Annotated in this window: 18 protein-coding genes; 7 read left to right on the forward strand and 11 right to left on the reverse strand. The window is 71.7% G+C overall.

Annotation, left to right across the window (positions count from 1 at the left end):
- Nucleotides 1–51 precede the first annotated feature (51 nt).
- Nucleotides 52–1,683, forward strand: coding sequence for a glycosyltransferase family 87 protein (locus OU416_RS11250; RefSeq protein WP_372907224.1), 1,632 nt, complete (start codon nucleotides 52–54; stop codon nucleotides 1,681–1,683).
- 34 nt (nucleotides 1,684–1,717) lie between these two features.
- The gene (locus OU416_RS11255; RefSeq protein WP_270926833.1) at nucleotides 1,718–1,909 is read left to right on the forward strand and encodes a PspC domain-containing protein; all 192 of its coding nucleotides are present in this window, start codon (nucleotides 1,718–1,720) and stop codon (nucleotides 1,907–1,909) included.
- Nucleotides 1,910–1,911: 2 nt separating this feature from the next.
- Here the strand turns inward: OU416_RS11255 and OU416_RS11260 are convergent, their stop codons facing one another.
- Entirely contained in the window at nucleotides 1,912–2,559 is a 648-nt protein-coding gene (locus OU416_RS11260; RefSeq protein WP_270926834.1) for a hypothetical protein, read from the reverse strand.
- Nucleotides 2,556–3,353, reverse strand: coding sequence for an ABC transporter ATP-binding protein (locus OU416_RS11265; protein ID WP_270926835.1), 798 nt, complete (start codon nucleotides 3,351–3,353; stop codon nucleotides 2,556–2,558). Before OU416_RS11265 ends, OU416_RS11260 begins: the two co-directional genes overlap by 4 nt.
- 111 nt (nucleotides 3,354–3,464) lie before the next feature.
- Here OU416_RS11265 and OU416_RS11270 point away from each other — a divergent pair, with 111 nt between their 5' ends.
- On the forward strand, nucleotides 3,465–4,304 hold the full coding sequence (locus tag OU416_RS11270; RefSeq protein ID WP_270926836.1) for an AraC family transcriptional regulator: 840 nt from the start codon (nucleotides 3,465–3,467) through the stop codon (nucleotides 4,302–4,304).
- Here the strand turns inward: OU416_RS11270 and OU416_RS11275 are convergent, their stop codons facing one another.
- The 4 genes from OU416_RS11275 to OU416_RS11290 all read right to left on the reverse strand — a co-directional run bounded on the left by OU416_RS11275 (nucleotide 4,305) and on the right by OU416_RS11290 (nucleotide 8,463).
- Nucleotides 4,305–5,498 carry an MFS transporter gene (locus OU416_RS11275; RefSeq protein ID WP_270926837.1) on the reverse strand — a complete coding sequence of 398 codons (1,194 nt, stop codon included), beginning with the start codon at nucleotides 5,496–5,498 and terminating at the stop codon, nucleotides 4,305–4,307.
- A gap of 142 nt (nucleotides 5,499–5,640) precedes the next feature.
- Nucleotides 5,641–7,056: a M20/M25/M40 family metallo-hydrolase gene (locus OU416_RS11280; protein WP_270926838.1), complete on the reverse strand. Its 1,416-nt coding sequence runs from the start codon at nucleotides 7,054–7,056 to the stop codon at nucleotides 5,641–5,643.
- A 41-nt stretch (nucleotides 7,057–7,097) separates the two neighbouring features.
- Nucleotides 7,098–7,745 (reverse strand): GOLPH3/VPS74 family protein, encoded by a 648-nt coding sequence (locus tag OU416_RS11285; RefSeq protein WP_270926839.1) that lies wholly within the window; start codon nucleotides 7,743–7,745, stop codon nucleotides 7,098–7,100.
- 58 nt (nucleotides 7,746–7,803) lie between these two features.
- Complete coding sequence (locus OU416_RS11290) at nucleotides 7,804–8,463, reverse strand: GOLPH3/VPS74 family protein (protein WP_270926840.1); 660 nt, start codon at nucleotides 8,461–8,463, stop codon at nucleotides 7,804–7,806.
- Nucleotides 8,464–8,970: 507 nt separating this feature from the next.
- Here OU416_RS11290 and pdhA point away from each other — a divergent pair.
- The 3 genes from pdhA to OU416_RS11305 are packed head-to-tail and all read left to right on the forward strand — an operon-like array spanning nucleotide 8,971 to nucleotide 12,525.
- Entirely contained in the window at nucleotides 8,971–10,188 is a 1,218-nt protein-coding gene (gene pdhA, locus OU416_RS11295; protein WP_270926841.1) for a pyruvate dehydrogenase (acetyl-transferring) E1 component subunit alpha, read from the forward strand.
- On the forward strand, nucleotides 10,188–11,204 hold the full coding sequence (locus tag OU416_RS11300) for an alpha-ketoacid dehydrogenase subunit beta (protein ID WP_270926842.1): 1,017 nt from the start codon (nucleotides 10,188–10,190) through the stop codon (nucleotides 11,202–11,204). The genes pdhA and OU416_RS11300 overlap by 1 nt, the downstream gene beginning before the upstream one ends.
- Nucleotides 11,205–11,217: 13 nt before the next feature.
- Complete coding sequence (locus OU416_RS11305) at nucleotides 11,218–12,525, forward strand: dihydrolipoamide acetyltransferase family protein (RefSeq protein ID WP_270926843.1); 1,308 nt, start codon at nucleotides 11,218–11,220, stop codon at nucleotides 12,523–12,525.
- Between the two features lie 134 nt (nucleotides 12,526–12,659).
- On the opposite strand, the gene OU416_RS11310 is transcribed toward OU416_RS11305, so the two are convergent.
- Complete coding sequence (locus OU416_RS11310) at nucleotides 12,660–13,136, reverse strand: pyridoxamine 5'-phosphate oxidase family protein (protein WP_270926844.1); 477 nt, start codon at nucleotides 13,134–13,136, stop codon at nucleotides 12,660–12,662.
- A gap of 138 nt (nucleotides 13,137–13,274) precedes the next feature.
- Entirely contained in the window at nucleotides 13,275–13,514 is a 240-nt protein-coding gene (locus OU416_RS11315) for a hypothetical protein (RefSeq protein ID WP_270926845.1), read from the reverse strand.
- Between the two features lie 624 nt (nucleotides 13,515–14,138).
- On the opposite strand from OU416_RS11315, the gene OU416_RS11320 reads away from it, so the two are divergent.
- Nucleotides 14,139–14,348, forward strand: a complete 210-nt coding sequence (locus tag OU416_RS11320; protein WP_270926846.1) for a hypothetical protein — start codon at nucleotides 14,139–14,141, stop codon at nucleotides 14,346–14,348.
- 56 nt (nucleotides 14,349–14,404) lie between these two features.
- Here the strand turns inward: OU416_RS11320 and OU416_RS11325 are convergent, their stop codons facing one another.
- The 3 genes from OU416_RS11325 to OU416_RS11335 all read right to left on the reverse strand — a co-directional run bounded on the left by OU416_RS11325 (nucleotide 14,405) and on the right by OU416_RS11335 (nucleotide 16,945).
- Nucleotides 14,405–14,974, reverse strand: coding sequence for a hypothetical protein (locus OU416_RS11325; protein WP_270926847.1), 570 nt, complete (start codon nucleotides 14,972–14,974; stop codon nucleotides 14,405–14,407).
- Between the two features lie 85 nt (nucleotides 14,975–15,059).
- Nucleotides 15,060–16,268, reverse strand: a complete 1,209-nt coding sequence (locus OU416_RS11330) for an acyl-CoA dehydrogenase family protein (RefSeq protein ID WP_270926848.1) — start codon at nucleotides 16,266–16,268, stop codon at nucleotides 15,060–15,062.
- A gap of 128 nt (nucleotides 16,269–16,396) precedes the next feature.
- Nucleotides 16,397–16,945 carry an SCP2 sterol-binding domain-containing protein gene (locus OU416_RS11335; RefSeq protein ID WP_270926849.1) on the reverse strand — a complete coding sequence of 183 codons (549 nt, stop codon included), beginning with the start codon at nucleotides 16,943–16,945 and terminating at the stop codon, nucleotides 16,397–16,399.
- Nucleotides 16,946–17,087: the final 142 nt, after the last annotated feature.

A 17,087-nucleotide genomic window follows, 5' to 3' on the forward strand; every position in this document is an offset into this window, starting at 1 on the left:
CGCTGCGGCGGGTGCCCCTCGTGCGTTGTCCGCGCCAAGTAGCATCCGGGCGTGTCCACCACGACCGAGCCCGCCAGCACTGAACCGCCGACGCCCCACCGGCGTCCGGACTCGGCGGTGGACAGCGACTCGCTCGGGCCGGAGGACCGCGTCGCGCCGACCTGGTCCGAGCCGCTGGCGCAGCAGATCAGCCGCCCGTTCGGCGGCAGGCTGGGCAGGCACGCGCAGGTCGGCAGGCAGTGGTTCTGGACGCCGCTGCGGGTGGTCCTGCTGTTCGCGGTGCTGACGCTCGCCGCGGCGTGGCTGTTCAAGGCGCCCTGCCAGCTCACCTACGACACCGGCAGCGGACCGCAGCTGGACTGGCGGAACAACAAGCAGTACACCGCCATGTGCTACACCGACATCATCCCGCGCTACGGCATGGGCGATCTGGTCCGCGACGACGCGTTCCCGTACAAGACGCCGTGGCTGGAGAACGCGGGCACGCCGGAGGAGAAGGTCCGGTACATGGAGTACCCGGTGCTGACCGGGGTGTTCCAGTGGATCAACGCGCGGGCCGCCGACGGGTGGGCGACGCTGGCCGGGCTCGGCTTCCTGCCCGGCGGCCTGACCAGCGTGCTGTACTTCAACCTCACCGCGTTCTGGCTGGCCGGGGCCTGGCTGGTGACCATCTGGGCGCTGGTCGGGTTGTGCCGCAGGCGGGTCTGGGACGTCGCCATCGCCGCGCTCTCCCCGCTGGTCCTGGTGCACGCCTTCACCAACTTCGACGCGCTGGCCACCGCGCTGGGCACCGCCGGGCTGCTCGCCTGGGCGCGGCGCCGGCCGGTGCTGGCCGGGGTGCTGATCGGCCTCGGCGGGGCGGCCAAGCTCTACCCGCTGTTCTTCCTCGGCCCGCTGCTGGTGCTGGCCTGGCGGGCGGGCAAGGTGCCGGAGGCGGTGCGCGCGGTGCTGGCCGCTGCGCTGGCCTGGCTGGCGGTGAACGTGCCGATCCTGGTGCTCTACCCGCACGGCTGGGGCGAGTTCTTCCGGCTGAACAACCAGCGCCCGGCCGACCCGGACTCGCTGTACAACGTGCTGATGCACTTCACCGGGTGGGCCGGTTTCGACGGCGAGCTGGCGCCGGGCGCGACGCCGACGGTGCTGAACTCGGTGAGCCTCGCGCTGTTCCTGCTGGCCTGCGCGGCGATCGGGTGGCTGGCGCTGGCGGCGCCGACCCGGCCGCGCCTGGCGCAGCTGTGCTTCCTGGTGGTGGCCGCGTTCCTGCTGACCAACAAGGTGTGGAGCCCGCAGTACTCGCTGTGGCTGGTGCCGCTGGCGGTGCTGGCGATCCCGCGCTGGCGGCTGCTGCTGGCCTGGATGCTCGTCGACGCGGCGGTGTGGGCGCCGCGGATGTACTACTACCTCGGCACGGCCAACAAGGGCCTGCCCGAGGGCTGGTTCCTCGGCGCGGTCGTGGTCCGCGACGTCATGGTGGTGGCCCTGTGCGTGCTGATCGTCCGGGAGATCCTGAACCCGGCGCGGGACAAGGTCCGGACGACGCTGTCGGTGCGCTCGGGTCGCGTGCCGGACGCGCTGGACGACCCGTGCGGCGGTTTCCTCGACGGCGCCAGGGATCGCTTCGTCCTGCCCGCGCCACGCCGCAGGACTACGGCCGCTCAGGGGGAACTAGGGGTTCGTCCCTGACGTCCGACCGCTGCCCGGCGCGGATGCTGGAAGCATGACGACCTACCGAATGCCCCTGGCCCGCCCGAAGGACAGCGCGATGATCGCCGGTGTGTGCGCCGGGCTCGCCCAGCGCTTCGGCATGAAGGCGTCCACCGTCCGGATCCTGTTCCTGGTGTCCTGCCTGCTGCCCGGCCCGCAGTTCCTGATCTACCTGGTCCTCTGGGTGCTCATCCCGAAGCGCTGACCTCAGGTGCGGCGGGTGACCCAGGTGCCCACCAGCACCGTGCTGGCGACCAGCGCTCCCGCGGCGGTGAGCGTCGATCGGACGAGCAGCGCGGGCGGTGCCGACGAGGCGCTCAGCGCGAGCAGCAGCGGGTGGGCCAGCGGCAACCACTCGGCCAGCAGCGTGATCGTCAGCAGCGCCGCCGCGGCGATCACCGAGTAGCCGGTCCGCCGGACGACCAGGCCCGAGCACGGCAGCGCGACCGCGATGCCGAACGCCGCGCACACCGCGTGCCCGAGCAGGCCGATGGCGAGATCCGCTGCCGGGTGGGCGAATCCGGACGCGACCTGCGACCACGCGGTGCTCAGCACCGCGAGCCCGCCCGCGCAGCACAGCACGGTCAGCACCGTGCCGGACAGCATCCGGTGCACCGGGCCGACGTGCGCGCGGGTGACCGTGCGCTGCACGGCGTCCTCCACGTCGACCAGCGCGATCGTCAGCCAACCCGACACCACGAGCAGCGCGGCGGCGGTCACCGCGTAACCCGGCAGCGCCGGACCGGCGCCGTCGCCGTAGAAGACCGCCAGCAGTCCTATGTGGAGCAGCACCGGCGGCAGGTAGCGCTGCGAGTGGCCGAGCTCCGCGAGCCGGTAGCGGATCAGCGCGATCATCGTCCCACCCGCGAATCCACCGAGATCACCGCGCAGCCGCGCCGGATCGCTTCGAGTAGCAGCGATTCCCGTTCCGCCACCGCGACTTCCAGCTCGACGTCGTCGCCGCGCCGCGCCACCACTCCGCTCCACTCCTCGTCGGCCCCACCGCGCAGCAGGATCCGGCAGGTCGGCACCTCCGCTTCGAGCGGCTGGAGCCGCCCGTCGACGAGCCGGTGCGCGCGGGTGGACGCGGTGCGCACGAGATCCGGGCGGTGGTCGGTGAACACCACGGCGGCTCCTCGTGCCGCGGACTCGCCGACGACCTCGGTCAGCACCGCGCGGGTTCCGGCGTCCAGCCCGGACCACGGTTCGTCCAGCACCAGCAGATCCGGTTCCGGCAGCAACGCCTGCACCAGGCCGACCTTCTGCGCGTTGCCCTTCGACAGATCGCGCAGCGGCGCGTCCGGACCGCCCGCCAGCGCGAAGCGCTCCAACCACCCGCCTGCCCGCCGCCGCGCCTCGGCGGTGGACAACCCGCTGATCCGGCCCAGGTGGCAGAGGTAGGAGAGGGCGCTCATCCGCTGCCGAGCGGGGAACCGGTCGGGCACGTAACCGGTGCGCGGCCGACCGGAGGTGGTGCCGCCGGACGGCTTCGACACCCCGGCGAGGATCCGCAGCAGCGTCGACTTCCCGGAACCGTTGGTGCCCAGGAGACCGACCACGTCTCCGGCCGCCACCGCGAGGTCGACACCTCGCAGCACCGGCCGCGCACCGAAGTTCTTGACCACTCCGGCGAGTTCCCGGACCACCACCCAGAACCCCCCTGTCCACCAGTGGAAACCGCCTCCACAGGTATACCGTCCCGCACGATGCCGCCGCTGCGGCGGGGAACAAACGAACGGCGCAGGCGGGTTGAGCACGACGTGGATCAGGAGACCAGACCAGGCGCGCTGGACCGCGCGCTGGCGTCGCTGGAGTGGACGCTGGGAATGGCGCGACGGACGGTTCTGGCCGCCGGGCGGTGGACCGATCTGCCCGCGGGCTCCGGAGCTTTCCACTTCGCGTCGAGCGGGAGCGCCGAAGTGCGCGCCGGTGCGCAGCGCTGGTCGTTGGCGGCCGGTGATCTGCTGCTCATCGGCGCGGGACGTCGGCACGAGCTGCACGCCACCGGTGACACCGCCGTGATCAGCGGCTTCTTCGACCACGACGAACCCGGTCGGCAGGTGATGGCGTTCCTGCCGGAAACCGTTGCGGTGCCGGGGTTCGCCGGTCACGAGCCGGAGCTGGCCGGGCTGATCGAGCAGCTGGTGTGCGCGCCGGAGGCCGCGCGCGCCGGTGAGGCGCTGATCTGCGGGCAGATCGCCTCGGCGGTGCTGTCCGCGGCGGTGCGGTCCTGGGCCGAGCGCGGGCTGGCGCCGGAGCGCTGGCTGCAGCGGTTCGACGATCCGCTGGTGGCGCGGGCGGTGGACGCGATCCGCACCGATCCCGGTCGCGGGTGGACCGTCGACGAGCTCGCGCGGGAGGCCACCATGTCCCGCTCCGCCTTCGCCGAGCAGTTCCGGGTGGTGGTGGGCCGCTCGCCGGCCGCGTACCTCACGGCGGTGCGGGTGCAGCGCGGCATGGAGCTGCTGGCGCAGGGCGCGAGCATCGCCGACGTCGCGCGGCGGATGGGCTACGAGTCGGAGGCGGGGTTCCGCCGGGCGTTCCGCCGCCACACCGGCACCAACCCCGCCTCCTGGCGGCAGACCGCGGTCGCGGGCTGATCACTCCGGTTCGCGGGCGGAGCCGAGCAGCAGCGTTCCGACGGCGATGATGACCGCCGCGGCGACCAGCGTCGCGGTCAGGCCGCCGAGGTCGATGAGGAGACCACCGGTGACGGCGCCGAGCGCGGTGGCCAGCTGCATGCCCGCGACGGTGAGCCCGCCGATCGGCTCGATCTTGTCCGGCGCCAGCCGCGGCGCCCACGCGCCGACCACGATGACCACCGCGCCGAAGGCGAAGCCCCAGACCGGTACCGCGGCGTAGACCAGCTGCGGAGCGACCGGCAGCAGCAGCAACGAGGCGACCGCGGTGCCGAGGACGGCCGGGACCAGGTAGCGCAGCTGCTGGGAGCGCGCGTCGGCGATCATGCCGATCAGCAGGTTGCCGAGGAAGCCACCGGCGCCGAACAGCGCCAGCAGCAGCGCGGCACCGCTCGCGCCGAGCCCGTCGACCTGGTCGAGGATCGGCCGGACGTAGGTGAACCCGGCGAAGTGGCCCAGGCCGATGAGCACGAGCCCGCCGAGCCCGGCCGCCATGCCCGGCACGCGCGAGGTGTCGGCCAGCGTCCGCAGCCCGGTGCTCGGAGCAGGCGGGATGGGCGGCAGCACGGCCCGCAGCACCACCGTTCCGATCAGCGTGATGACGGCCAGCACGCCGAACACGACCCGCCAGTCCCAGATCGCCCCGAGGTAGGCGCCGATCGGCACGGCGGCCACGGTGGCGGTGGTGGAACCGGAGAAGACCACGGCCAGCGCGCGGCCCAGCCGACCGGGAGCGGCGACGCGAGCGGTGACCGCCAGCGACATCCCCCAGAAACCGCCGATCGCGGCCCCGGTGAGCAACCTGCCGAGCAGCAGCACCCACAGCGACGGCGCGACCGCGACGATCACGTTCGACACCACGCCCGCCACCGCCAGCGCCGTCATCAGCGTCCGGCGGTCCAGGCGCGGGAACAGCAGCCCGACCGTCGGGGCGATGACGAAGCCGATCAGCGCGGTGGCGGTCACCGCCTGACCGGCCAGCCCCTCGGACACGCCCAGCGAGGACGCCATCGCGGGCAGCAGCGCAGGCGGCAGGAACTCCGCGGTGTCCAGCACGAACGTCAGGACCATCAGCGAGATGACGGCCACCCACGAGGTCCGCGCGGGCGACGCCGGTTCGGCGGGCGCGGCCTCGATCTCCGTTGTTCTGCTCATGGCACCGAGTCTTGGCGCCGCGCCCACCGCTCACCGGACCCGCCGTCCACCAAACCGAACCATCCGTCCGAGCCGCCCCCGGACCGCGTTCGCCCAGGTGGCGGTCAATTTCGTACGAAATTGACCAGCACCCGGGTGAACGTCAGCGGGTGGCGTGGGCGTCCAGGACGTAGGCGATCGCCGAGGTGATCTTCGCTGCGAACGGGAAGTTCAGCGACTCGTCCGGGACGTGCGCGTTGCTGTCCGGGCCGAGCGCTCCGGTCACCACGAACTGCGCCGCCGGGTAGGCGTCGTGCAGCAGGCCCATGAACGGGATCGAGCCGCCGAGGCCCATCGTCAGCCACTCCGCGCCGAAGATCTCCTTGCCCGCCTCGTCCAGCGCGTCCGACAGCCACGGCGCGAGGTCGGGTGCGTTCCAGCCCAGCCCGGTCTCGGTGCGCCCGATGATCACCTTCGCGCCGTAGGGCACGTCGGTGGTCAGCTTCTCCTGAACGGCGCGCAGCGCGGCGTCCGGATCGGCGGTCGGCGGCAGCCGGAAGCTCAGCAGCGCGGTGGTGAACGGCCGGAGCACGTTGCCCGCGTCGGGCAGCTCGGGCAGGCCGGCGGCGCCGATGATGGACAGCGTCGGCCGCCAGGAGTTGTTCAGCGCCAGCTCGACCTCGTCCTCGGTGACCGGCCGCAGGCCCTCCAGCCACGGCACCGAGTTGCGCACCAGGCCGGGCACGGCTTCGATCGCCGCGCGCGTCTCGGCGATCCGGTTCTCCGGGATCTCCACGTTCAGCTCGGACACCGGGATCTCGCCGGTGGCGGAGTCCTCCAGCCGGTCCAGCAGCTGCCGCAGCACGCGGAACGAGCTCGGCACGATGCCGCTGGCGATGCCGGAGTGCAGACCGCTCTCCAGCACCTGCACGGTGACCTCCAGCGAGACCATGCCGCGCAGCGAGGTGGTCAGCCACATGCGCTCGTAGTCGCCCGCACCGGAGTCCAGGCACACCACCAGCGACACGTCGCCGAGCCGCTCGGACAGGTGCTCCAGGTAGGCGGGCAGGTCCGGGCTGCCGGACTCCTCGCCGGTCTCCAGCAGCACCACGCTGCGCGCGTGGGCGCCGCCGTGCGCGCGGACCGCCTCGATCGCGGTGATCGCCGCGTACCCGGCGTAGCCGTCGTCGGCCGCGCCGCGGCCGTACAGCCGATCGCCGCGGATCACCGGCGTCCACGGGCCCAGGCCCTCGGACCAGCCCTCCATCGGCGGCTGCTTGTCGAGGTGGCCGTAGAGCAGCACGGTGCCCTCGGCGGCGCCTTCGGTGGCCGGGACGTCCACGAGCAGCAGCGGGGTGCGCTCGGGCAGCCGCACCACCTCGACGGTCGCGCCCTCGACACCGCGCTCGGCGATCCACCGGCGCACGTGCTCGACGGCGGCGTCGAGGTGCCCGGACTCGACCCAGTCGGCGTCGAAGGCTGGGGAGACTGCTGGGATCTCCACCAGCTCCGAGAGGCTCGGCAGGACGGATTCGTCCCACACCCGATCAACGGTCTTCGCAACGGCAATACGGTCCACGCCGCGATCCTATGCCCGCGACCAGCACCTGCGCGGAACGCTCAGCTCCCGCCGGTGGTCACGGCCGCGCTCGCCGCGACGGTGCTGGCGGTGATCGCCGCGGTCGTCGCCGCGATCACCTGCGTGACCGCCTTGCCGAGCTCCTCGCCCTTGCTGATCTCCTTCAGCCGCTTGCGCTCGGCGCGCTCGAAACCGAAGTACTTGACCAGACCGGTCGCGTGCACCAAGGCCGCGAGCAGCGCCGACCGGTCGTCCAGCTCGCGCTCGTTGCGGGCGATCGAGCGGATCCCGTCGATCAGCGCGGTGCGCGCCGCCTGGTCCGGGAAGTACCTGTCGTAGGGGATGAACAGCGCCGTCCGCTGCTCGTGCCGCATCAGGCCGCGCTCGACCAGACCGGCGCAGTGCAGCTTGCGCACGTTGCGCCTGCGCTGGATGAAGGTCGTGGCGGCCACCGGCTTGGCCTTCGGGCCGCCCTTCTGCTGCAGGTAGGCGATGCACTCGTCGGCCCAGCCGAGGCCGGTGGGGTTCGGATCGTCCACCTGGACCTTCTTGCCGGTGAACGAGACGCGACTCCGCAGCACGAGTTCGCCGAGTTCGGCCGCGCCGGTGTGGTCGGCCGTCGAGTGGTGGGAACCGGTCTCCCGCTGCAGCAGCAGGACGAACTCTTCCGGCAGGGTGAGCGAGGTCATGGCGCACAGTCTGGCAGCGACCGCCGTCCCGCGACCGCGATTCGGCCGAGTTCCCAGGTCAGCCGCCCGCCATCGGGATCGCAGCGGGGATCGTCGTCATGGCTCGCAGCATCGCCGTGACCGCCGTGGGCACGTGGTCGCCGAGCTCTTCGCGGTCGGCGACCGCCCGCAACCGGGTGCGCTGGTCGCGTTCGAAGCCCAGCGCGTGGTCGAGTCCGCTGCGGTGGACCAGCGCGGCCAGCAGCGCCAGGCGTCCGTCGGGCGGGGTCTCGCCGCGCGCCAGCCCGTGCAGCTCCGCCAGCAGCGCGCCCCGGATCGAGCGGTCCGGGTGGTAGCGGTCGTCGGGCAGCAGACCGAGGAACTTGCGCCGCTCCACCCGCAGCACGCCGCGATCGACCAGCACCGCTCGGTGCGCGAGGAACGCGTTGGAGCGCAGCTGGAGCCACCAGCCCAGCTCCACCGGCTGGTTCTCGCGCCCGGCCACCTGCTGGAACTGCGCCAGCAGCTGGTCCATCCACGGCTGGCCGCTGGAGGCGGTGTCGAGCAGCTGGACCGCGGTGCCGTGCGGCGCCATCCGGCCGCGCAGCACCAGCTCGCCGATCTCGGCCGCCGCGGTGCCGGTGTTCGAGTTCGCGCCGACGACGTGCGAACCGCTGGGCTTGTGCAGCAGCAGCACGAACTCGTCCGGCAGCGTCAGCAGGTTCGGGTACTCGCCCACCTGTCCAGTTTGTCGCAATCCTGCCGGGTCAGCGCTCTGCCGAGGCTGCTGATGATGCGGGCCAGGTCGTTCAGGTCGCTGGTCGTCGGCGAGCTCCGCCGCTGCCCTTCGGAATCCCCCATGGCGCCGACCCCTTCCTCGCTGGGAGCAGGTGGCGATCAATGTAACAAAACGGACAAAGAACGAGAAGGGTCTGCGCAATATCGGTACTGCGATGGTCCAGAAAGCGTTAGTCGGACCTCCATTACTTCGATGACCTGCGATTTTGCCGTGATCGGCGGCGAACTACGGTGATCCGGCGGGAGCAGGCGGGCCACACCGGGGTCCGCCCGGCCCCCTGTGGCAGGGCTCACGATGAAGGCCGGTTTCGTGCCAGGATGGCGGGGAGCGATCCAACTGCCCCGGTCGCGCAACCAGGTGACCCACCAGGTCGCCGGCGGTCACGACCAGGGCTGCCGGCCACGGCGCCACAAGCGGCGTGGTCGGCGCGAGACGAGGAGATCACGCATGTCCCCCGAGCAATGGACGCGACCGGAAACCGACGGCACCACCGGCCCCCCTGCCGCTACCGCAGCGAAACCCACACGGGAGCAGGTGATCGCCGGTTTGCGCGCCACGAGCGAAGGCGGAGCTGATCTGGTTCAGCTCCTCACCCCAGAAGGCCAGCGGGTCGAGCACCCGGACTTCGACCTGGACATCTCCACCGCGCAGCTGCGCGACCTGTACCGGGACATGGTGCTGGTCCGCCGCGCCGACCGCGAGGGCAACGCGCTGCAGCGGCAGGGACAGCTGGGCATCTGGGTCCCGCTGCTCGGCCAGGAGGCCGCCCAGATCGGGGCCGGCCGCGCGCTGCAGCCGCAGGACATGGCGTTCCCCAGCTACCGCGAGCACGGCGTCGCCTGGTGCCGCGGCATCGACCCGACCGAGATCCTGGGCATCTTCCGCGGCACCGACCACGGCAGCTGGGACCCGATCGACAAGCGGTTCCACCTCTACACGATCGTCATCGGCAACCAGTGCCTGAACGCCACCGGTTACGCCATGGGCCAGCGCTTCGACGGCAAGGTCGGCGACCAGGGCGGCGAGGCCACCATGGCCTTCTTCGGCGACGGCGCCACCAGCCAGGGCGACGTGCACGAGGCCATGGCCTGGTCGGCGGTCTACGACGCCCCGGTGGTGTTCTTCTGCCAGAACAACCAGTGGGCCATCTCCGAGCCGGTCGAGCGGCAGACCCGCGTCCCGCTGTACCAGCGCGCCAGCGGCTACGGCTTCCCCGGCATCCGGGTGGACGGCAACGACGTGCTGGCCAGCCTGGCGGTCAGCCGGTGGGCGCTGGACGAGTGCCGCCACGGCAACGGCCCGGTGCTGATCGAGGCGTTCACCTACCGCATGGACGCGCACACCACCTCCGACGACCCGACCCGCTACCGGCTCGCCGACGAGCACGAGGCGTGGAAGCTCAAGGACCCGATCGAGCGGCTGCGGGTGCACCTGGTCCGCGACCAGGGCGTCGAGCAGGACTTCTTCGACGGCGTCGACGCCGAGGCCGACGAGCTCGCCGCGCGGTTCCGCGACTACTGCTTCAACATCCCCGAACCACCACCGGAGCGGATGTTCTCCGAGGTCTACGCCGAGGAGACCCCGCAGCTGGCCGCCCAGCGCGAGTCCTACCTGCAGTACCTGGCCGGATTCGCCGACGAAGCGATGGCAGGAGGTGTGCGCTGATGGCCGCGCCCGCACTGGAACGCCCGACCGCGACGGCAGGCACGCAGACCGTCACCATCGCCAAGGCCCTGAACATGGGTCTGCGCGCCGCGCTGGAGCGCGACCCGAAGGTGCTCGTGATGGGTGAGGACGTGGGCAAGCTCGGTGGCGTCTTCCGGATCACCGACGGCCTGCAGAAGGACTTCGGCGAGCACCGCGTGCTGGACACCCCGCTGGCCGAGTCAGGGATCATCGGCACCGCCGTCGGCCTGGCCATCCGCGGCTTCCGCCCGGTGTGCGAGATCCAGTTCGACGGGTTCATCTTCCCCGGCTTCGACCAGATCGTCTCCCAGCTGGCCAAGCTGCACTACCGCAGCCAGGGCAAGGTCAAGATGCCGGTCGTGATCCGGGTGCCCTTCGGCGGTGGCATCGGCGCCGTCGAGCACCACTCGGAATCGCCGGAGTCGCTGTTCGCGCACGTCGCCGGGCTGAAGGTGGTCTCCTGCGCCAACCCGGTGGACGCCTACTGGATGCTGCAGCAGGCCATCGAGTGCGACGACCCGGTGCTGTTCTTCGAGCCGAAGCGCCGCTACTACGAGAAGGCCGAGCTCGACCCGACCGTGGCCCCGGTGCCGCTGTTCAGCTCGCAGGTGCTGCGGCCGGGTTCGGCGGTCACGGTGGCCACCTACGGCCCGATGGTGCGCACCGTCCTCGACGCGGCGAGCGCCGCTGCCGAGGACGGCACCGAGCTGGAGGTCGTCGACCTGCGCGCGCTGTCCCCGCTGGACCTGGAGCCGGTGTTCGAGTCGGTGCGCCGCACCGGCCGGCTGGTGCTGGCCAGCGAGGCTCCCGCGGAGTCGTCGATCACCTCGGAGATCGCCGCCCGCGTGCAGCAGGAGTGCTTCTACTCGCTGGAAGCGCCGGTGCTCCGGGTGACCGGGTTCGACACCCCGTACCCGCCGAGCAAGCTCGAGGAGGGCTACCTGCCCGACCTCGACCGGGTGCTCGACGCGGTAGACCGCTCGCTGGCGTACTGAGGGAGGCGTTTCGATGGCCATCAAGCAATTCCCGCTGCCCGACGTCGGCGAGGGGCTGACCGAGGCGGAGATCCTCGGCTGGCGCGTCAAGCCCGGCGACGCGGTGACGGTCAACCAGGTGATCGTGGAGATCGAGACCGCGAAGGCCTCGGTGGAGCTGCCCTGCCCGTGGGCGGGCACGGTCCGCGAGCTGCTCGCCGACCCGGGGGCGACCGTGGAGGTCGGCGCACCGATCATCGCGATCGACATGGGCGGCGCCGAAGCCGCGCCCGCCGAGAACGGCGGCAAGATCGGCGAGGAGTCCAACGGGCGGATCGCCACGCTGGTCGGCTACGGCCCGCGCACGACGAGCACGAAGCGCAGGCCCCGCAAGGGCCAGCCCGCGGCGGCGGTCGTCGAGGCCCCGCCTGCTCCGGAGCCCCAGCCGGTTCCGAAGGCCGAGCCGGTGGCGCAGGCGGGCGGGTACGTCCCGCTGGCCAAGCCGCCGGTGCGCAAGCTGGCCAAGGACCTCGGCGTGGACCTGAACGGCCTGGCGGGCACCGGTTCCGGCGGCGTGATCACCCGCGAGGACGTGCGGTCCGCAGCGGGCGCCGCGCCGGTCGCGCCGACCGCCGCGCCCGGCGCGCGGGAGCGGCGGGTGCCGATCAAGGGCGTGCGCAAGGCGACCGCGCAGGCGATGGTGACCAGCGCGTTCACCGCTCCGCACGTCACCGAGTTCCTGACGGTCGACGTCACGCCGATGATGGAACTGCGCGAGCAGCTCAAGTCGCACCCGGAGTTCCGCGACGTCAAGATCACCCCGCTGGCCTTCGCGGCGAAGGCGGTCTGCCTGGCGGTGCGCCGGACACCCGACGTCAACGCCACCTGGGACGAAGCCGCCGGTGAGATCGTCTACAAGGACTACGTCCACCTCGGCATCGCGGCGGCCACGCCGCGCGGCCTGGTGGTGCCGAAGGTCCGCGACGCCGACCAGCAGTCCCTGAAGGAGCTGGCGCAGTCGCTGGAGCAGCTGACCAGCACCGCGCGGGAGGGCAGGACGACTCCGGCGGACATGCTGGGCGGCACCTTCACGATCACCAACGTGGGCGTCTTCGGCGTCGACACCGGAACGCCGATCCTCAACCCGGGCGAATCGGCGATCCTCGCCCTCGGCGCGATCCGCGACATGCCGTGGGTGGTCGACGGCCAGGTGGTGCCCCGCAAGGTCTGCCAGCTGGCGCTCAGCTTCGACCACCGGGTGGTCGACGGCCAGCAGGGCTCCCAGTTCCTCGCGGACGTGGGCGCCCTCCTGGCGAACCCGGCGATGGCGATCACCTACTGACCGGCTCCCCACCGCTGTCTCGGCGGTGGGCGCCGGTTCCGCAGGCCATGGCCCGTGAGTGTTTTGTGGTGCCATAGCACCGCAAAACACTCACGGGTGCCTACCAGCGGAAACGCGCTGGCCCCGAGGTCGGGTCAGGTGCGCTTGAAGATCCGGACGCCCTCGGTCGGCGTCCAGCGGGTGATGACCAGGTGGGTCTGGTCCTCGGCGACGCCCGTCGTGGTGACCTCGGTGAGGTCCAGGCGGAACAGGTGCGAGTCCGGGGACGGCGGCCCGACCTCCTCGACCCAGGCGCGGTGCTCGTCGCCGGTCACCTCCACGGCCCGGCCGGCCAGCTTCACGTCGACCCCGCCCATCATGTCCTCCGGCGCGCCGGGGTTGGCGTGCAGCGCGAACCGGCCATCGCGCTGCAGGTCGACGGCCTTGCGCGAGCCGGGCATGGACCCGAACACCAGGTCGGGGCCGCGCCAGGCGACCTCCGTCCCGCTGACCCGCGGTGCACCGTCGCGCCGCAGCGTCGCCAGCACGTGGTGCTGGAACGCCTCCAGCCGCGCCCGGACCCGGGCGGCCAATTCCGGTGTTCGCTCTGCGAATTCCTGCCACGTCGACATGCGCGACATGGTGGCACCGGTCTCCGACAGCGACCGGCCTGAAAGCGCCGAACAGCCCTGCCCGCCTCGATCCGACGAGGCGGGCAGGGCTGTTCTGGCACGTCTGCGGGCCGAGCCGTTCAGCGGGCTCGGCGGATGTCAGTCGCCCTTGCGGCGGCGGCCACCGCGGCGGGAGCTGCCGGACTTGCCGCCCGAGGCCGCTGCGACCGGCTCGGCCGCTTCCTCGGCCTGCTCGCGCTCGGCGTTCGCGTCGTACTCGCGGAGGAAGTCGAAGGCGTGCTCGTCGAAGTCGTGCACGTCGATCTCCGGCAGCGCGCCGAGCTCTTCGTTCAGTTCCCGGAAGATGGGTGTCTCCAGGTCAGGGGTGGTCTTCTTCACCGCTTCGCCCTCCCGTTCACTCTCGAAGCTGTGGCCGGGCCGCCGCCAGCACTCGCTGTCGTCGCCCCGTTCCGAGCCCTCCCCGCGGAGCTCGTGGGGTGCAGCCCGGTACCACTTCCGGCCCCGCGCTGCGCCGTTGTGACGCCCACCGACCCCGTTGGTGATGCGGTCAGCGCCCACATTCATCCATTCGGACTAGCGTCATGGTGCACTTGCCCAGTTGTGCCCGGTGCAAGGGCCCACGAAATCGTGCCTCGCAACACTCCAACCCGCGCACACTTTGTGCAATTCCGCACCGTGGCGAGCGCCACTCCAACGGGTGGGGCGAGGTCCGGTCGTCGCCCGATCGTCCGGTTCCGGCGGGTTTTCCAGCGCAGGCGCCACTCGCGGCCACCGCCAAGCACCAGCCGCGGGGCGATCGAGCGGCCGTCAATCCCGCCTCATCGGCTGGTCCTGCGACCCGTTCCGGCACGCTCCGGCGCGTCCTGCCCGGTGTCCGGGCGCCCGAGCGCGGGTAACCCGCTCAACCGGACTAATCGCCCAGCAGTGGGCGGGCGCGGGTGTTGACCATCGGAGGGCCGGGGCACCGCGTCCCGGCATCCCCCCCGAAGGGAGACGGTGATCATGGGCAACCGCGTCAAGAAGGCCGTCGTCGCGTCCGGCTTCGGTCTCGGCATGCTGCTGGCCACGGCGGCACCGGCGCTCGCGGATTCGTGGGGCGTCACCGCGTCCGACTGCGAGTGGGCGGGCGGCACCGTCATCCAGTTCGAGTACGACGGCCACGCGTGCATCGGCGGCTGGTACGACGGTGAGTACGTGACCGACTGGAGCTGACCCGAGGACAGCCGCAGGCCGCAACCCCTCCCGCGGCCTGCGGCCCCCCGGCCGCGTCACCGCAGCTGGGCCAGGATCTGGCTGTGGGTTCCCCAGACGACCTGCAGGTTCTGCTTCGACAGGTTCTCCCACGAGTCCTCGCCGCCCGCGAACAGCGGAATCGTGTTCGCAACGCACTCGTCGAACGCCAGCGGGACCTGCTCGGGGTGGTGCGCGGCCCAGCTGCCGAAGAGCTCGTCGCCCAGGTCCTTGATGTCGACCAGCACGTCGTCGTGGAACCGGGAGTAGGCGACCGGGAACGGGCTCACCTCACCGGTGCTGGGGTTGAGCACCAGCACGTGCGGGTCATCAGGGGTGCCCGTCCCGGCGTCGATGGCCCACTGCTTGCCGAGCCAGTCGAAGCCGAAGCAGGCCACGCGCCCCGCCAGCTCGGGGAAGGCTTCCCCGACGTACCCGTCGATCACCTGCGCGCTCTCCGAGGTGTGCACCCGGTACACCCCGTCGTCGAACGTGCTGCCCCCGAGCTGGCTGAACAGCGGCTTCAACACCGGGTGGACGGAATCGGGAACCTCCGACGGGCTGCCGGGGCTGGTGCAGCGGTACGCGGCCAGGAACTCTTCGAACATGGCGCGATCGTGTCAGTGATGAGCGCTCGGCGCCCCGCTTTCGGCGGAGCCCCGCGCACCTGCGGGCACGCGGGGCGGAGGCCGCTCAGGCGATGTGCTTGCCGGAGATGGCTCGGGCGACGACCAGCTGCTGGATCTGCTCGGTGCCCTCGAAGATGTCGTAGATCTTGGCGTCCCGGTGCATCCGCTCCACCGGGAACTCCCGGGTGTAGCCGTTGCCGCCGAGGATCTGGATCGCCCGTTCCGTCGCCCAGGTCGCCACGCGGCCCGCCTTGAGCTTGGACATCGAGCCCTCACCTGCGGTGAAGCCGCCGTTGCGGCCCAGCCACGCCGCTCGCCACACCAGCAGGCGGGCCGCGTCGATCTCCATCCGCATGTCGGCCAGGGTGAAGGCGATCGACTGGTTCTCGATGATCGGGCGGCCGAAGGTCTCGCGCTGCTGCGCGTACTCCAGCGCCGTCTCGTAGGCCGCCCGCGCGATGCCGATGGCCTGCGCGCCGACCGTCGGGCGGGAGAGCTCGAAGGTCTTCATCGCCGCCTGCGCGCTGGCCTTGGCGCCTTCGCGGGCGCGGGCGAGCCGCTCGTCCAGCTTCTCCTTGCCGCCCAGCAGGCAGCGGCCCGGAACGCGCACGTCGTCGAGGAACACGTCGGCGGTGTGCGAGGCGCGCAGTCCGTGCTTCTTGATCTTGCTCGGGGCTGCCAGGCCCTCGGTGCCCGGCGGGACCACGAACGCGGCCTGACCGCGGGAGCCCAGCTCCGGGTCCACGACCGCCTGGACCACGTGCACGTTGGCGATGCCGCCGTTGGTCGCCCACGCCTTCTGGCCGTTGAGCACCCACTCGTCGGTGGCCTCGTCGTAGACCGCGCGGGTGCGCATCGCCGCGACGTCGGAACCGGCGCCCGGCTCCGACGAGCAGAAGGCCGCGACCTTCGGGTCGTCGGCGTCGCCGTAGCACTGCGGAACCCACTCGGCGAGCTGGTCGGGGGTGCCTGCGGCGAAGATCCCGGCCACCGCGAGGGTGGTGCCGAAGATCGCCATGCCGATGCCGCCGTCGCCCCAGAACAGCTCCTCGTTGGCGATCGGCAGCGACAGGCCGGTGTCGTCGGCCCAGAACGTGGCCAGGCTCTCGAAGCCGTAGAGGCCGACCTTGGCCGCTTCCTGGATGATCGGCCAGGGCGTCTCCTCGCGCTCGTCCCACTCGCGCGCGGCCGGGCGGATGGTCTGCTCGGCGAAGCCGTGCACCCAGTCCCGCAGCTCCTGCTGCTCCTCGCTCAGCTCCAGGGAAAAAGTCATCGTCTTCCGTTTCTCTGCGAAGTCGTCTCGAACCGCCCGCACCGCGCCAGTGCAGTTGTCGATCATGGCTTCCGCCGCGCCGAGCGACACCGCCGCTTGGCGCACTCCCGCCGAGCGGCAGCGGTTCCTCAGGCCTTGGGGATCTGGAAGAGCTTGGTCAGCCCGGCGGCGAAACCGAGGTCGCCGGCGACCTTGAGCTTGCCCTTCATGAACAGCATCGGGGCGGAAGCGTTGCCGGAGGCCAGCTTCAGGAACTCGGCGGGCGTGACGGTGATGGTCACCCGCGGCTCGTGCTGCGGGTCCTTGCTGACCTCGCACTTGCCGTCGGCCAGCACGCACTCGTAGCGCAGCAGGTCCTCGTCGGTGCCGATCCGCCAGCGCACCACGGCCTCGGTCCTGCCCGCCTTGTCGGACTTGTAGTGCTCGCCCATCCGCCGGAACACCTCGTCGAGGATGCGCTCGCGCAGTTCCGGGCGGGCCATGACGGCTTCGACCTGGTCGTCGGAGGCGCGCGAGATCAGCCGCGCGAACTGCTCCGGGCGCAGCGCGCTGAGGTCCACCTCGGTGCCGCTGTCCGCGATCTCCGAGGCGGCTTCCAGCAGCATGACGAACTCGTCCTTGCCGATCTTCTTCGGGTCGACCTCGCCGAGCGCGGCGATCGGATCGGTCTCGGGCATCTTCGCCACCTCTCAGCGCCGGTTGGCGCGGCCGGCTGGTTCCCACGCTTACCTACTCGCGAGTAAGACTACGTTCGAGTAGGTTCGAAGGCAAGCGACCTGCGGCGACCCGTTTTGATCTAGCCTGACCGGGAGCAGACCA

The sequence above is a fragment of the Saccharopolyspora indica genome, from assembly GCF_027853965.1.
Taxonomy (GTDB): Bacteria; Actinomycetota; Actinomycetes; order Mycobacteriales; family Pseudonocardiaceae; genus Saccharopolyspora; species Saccharopolyspora indica.